Genomic DNA, 2,630 nt, shown 5'->3' with positions numbered 1-2,630 from the left:
CGCGAGCCCGAAGATGAGCCCGAGCACCAACAGCAGGAACACGCCGGCGAGCATCACGGCGTTGAGCACGATGCCCCAGAGGGCCATGGTGCGGGCGTACGGTTCACGGCCGAGGGCGAGCACGCCGGTCACGAGGCCGGCGATCGGGGCCACGAAGGTCCAGCCGGCGAGGATCGAGACGAGCCCGAGCACGAGGCTCGTCAGCGCGAGCGGGCTCGCTGGTCGTTCCGGCGCGGCCGGCGCGTACGCGTACGCCGGCGGGGCCGGGTACGCGGCGGGCGGTGTCGTCTGGTCGGGATGCAGGGTGGACATTCTGGACTCTCCTTGGAATACGGCCGCGGTTCACGGCTCTCTTCCAGAGTACGAAGCCGGCCTTTCGCCGACCATGGGGCTATCCCCCGGATCAGCCCCGGACCGGTCGGGGGTCAGCCGCCGATCAGGGTTTCGATCGGGCCACGCACGAAGAAGACCAGGAAGCCGACCGCGACGATCCAGAGCAGCGGGCTGATCTCGCGCGCCTTGCCGGAGAACGAGCGCACGACGACCCAGCTGATGAAGCCGGCGCCGATCCCGTTGGCGATCGAGTAGGTCAGCGGCATCACGATGATCGTGAGGAACACCGGGAAGACGATCGAGAACTCGCTGAAGTCGATGAAGCGGATCTGCGAGACCATCATCGCGCCGACGATCACGAGCGCCGCGGCGGCGACCTCGAGGGGCACGATCTGCGTGAGCGGGGTGAAGAACATCGCGGCGAGGAACAACAGCCCGGTGATGATGTTCGCGAACCCGGTGCGGGCTCCCTCGCCGATCCCGGCACCCGATTCGACGAACACGGTGTTGGAGGAGCCCGACGTCGCGCCGCCGAGCACCGCGCCGACACCCTCGACGATCAGTGCCGACTTCAGCCGGGGGAAGTTGCCCTTCTTGTCCGCGAGGCCTGCCTCGGTCGCGAGGCCGGTCATGGTGCCCATTGCGTCGAAGAAGTTCGTGAACACGAGGGTGAAGACGAGCATGAGCGCCGCGAGCACGCCGATGCGGTCGAAGGCGCCGAAGCTGACGTGGCCGAGCAGGCTCAGGTCAGGCAGGGAGACCGCGGTCGTCGGGAGCACGGGGGCGTTGAGGTTCCAGCCGTACGCGTTGGTGCCGAGCGACGGCCCGACCTTGAAGATCGCCTCGAGGATCACGGCGATGACCGTGGTCGCGACGATCCCGATCAGGATGGCGGCCTTGACCTTGCGCGCGACGAGCACGCCGATCAGGAGCAGGCCGATCACGAACACGGTGGTCGGCAGGGTCACGATCGACCCGTTGTCGCCGAGCTGCACGGGCGGGCTCGCGGTCCCGCTCGAGCGGACGAATCCGGAGTCGACGAGGCCGATGAACGCGATGAACAGGCCGATGCCGACGGTGATGGCGATCTTGAGCTGGTGCGGAACGGCGTTGAAGATCATTTCGCGGAGCCCGGTCGAGGCCAGGAGCACGATGATGAGTCCGTTGATGAGCACGAGCCCCATCGCCTCCGGCCAGGTGACCTGGCCGACGACGCTCACGGCGAGGTAGGAGTTGATGCCGAGGCCGGCGGCGAAGCCGAACGGCAGCCGGGCGATCACGCCGAAGAGGATCGTCATGACGCCCGCGGTGAGCGCGGTGACCGCGGCGACCTGGGCGTTCGGGAGCCAGCCGCCGACGACGTCGACCGAGGCCTGGTCTGCGCTGAAACCGCCGAGGATGAGGGGGTTGAGGATGACGATGTACGCCATGGTCACGAAGGTGACGAGGCCGCCGCGGACTTCACGGCCCCAGCTCGAGCCGCGGGTCGTGATCTCGAAGTAGCGGTCGATACGCCCCTTCACACTGGTGCGGAGTGGTGCGGGCGTGTCGGTCTGTGTAACAGGAATGGGGTTCTCCAGGCTGCCGTCGCGGCTGATTCTCAGCTTCCAGCTTACGCGCGTTGAGATGCGGTCCCGGGTATGCGCCACCGCCTCCCACCTCAGACGTGCGGGACGAAGGCTCCCCACGCCAGCCGCCGCTCGGCCAGCGGATCGGACTCGACCCGGTCGGCCGCGTCGATGATGAGGGTCAGCCGGCGCGTCTCGTCGTAGAGCGGCCACGCGGCATCCGGTTCGCCCGTTGTCGCGAAGCCGAGCCACCAGCCCTGCATGCGCGCCCCGATCGCCTTGAACTCACGGCGGCCGCCGATGATCGTCATGCCCCGGCCGAACCAGCCGTCCAGCCGGTCGAAGAGCGGGAACAGTTCGAGGCCGTGGGTCGCGTCGAGTCCCATCCTCCGCACGAGTCGCGGAGCGAAGTCGAAACGGTAGAAGTGCACGGGGGCGTAGCGGGAATGGCGCTCGCCGACCTTGAGGCTCGGGTACCAGAACGAGAAGTCGCCGCCGAAGTCGAGGGCGGGGCGCAGCGCCGGGATGCCGGGGTACTGGGCTTTCAGCGCCTTCCTCGCCTTCTTCTTGGTGTTGGCGAAGATCGCACGGATGCGCTTGGGCGTCGAAGCGAGGATATCGATCCGTCCACTGAAGAGGGAACCCTCGCGGGCGTTGGTGCCGATGATCAGCGGGATCCGGGCCGCGCGACCGTCCCGGAACGCGTCGAGCGGGCGTTCGGGCAGGAAG

General features: G+C 68.1%; 3 protein-coding genes. All 3 read right to left on the bottom strand.

From position 1 onward, the window contains the following. The coding region (locus QN345_RS17810) for a DUF4190 domain-containing protein (RefSeq protein WP_323508995.1) at positions 1-312 on the bottom strand (312 nt) is incomplete at its 3' end. Between the two features lie 113 nt (positions 313-425). Next, the gene (locus QN345_RS17805; protein WP_370294594.1) at positions 426-1,856 is read right to left on the bottom strand and encodes an NCS2 family permease; all 1,431 of its coding nucleotides are present in this window, start codon (positions 1,854-1,856) and stop codon (positions 426-428) included. 137 nt (positions 1,857-1,993) lie between these two features. After that, on the bottom strand, positions 1,994-2,630 hold a 637-nt coding region (locus tag QN345_RS17800), incomplete at its 5' end, for a carboxylesterase family protein (protein WP_323508994.1).

Source organism: Cryobacterium sp. 10I1 (genome assembly GCF_035019805.1).
Lineage (GTDB): Bacteria > Actinomycetota > Actinomycetes > Actinomycetales > Microbacteriaceae > Cryobacterium > Cryobacterium glucosi.
Note: the sequence above shows the minus strand (reverse complement) of the source record. Positions and strands in the feature narration are given on the sequence as shown.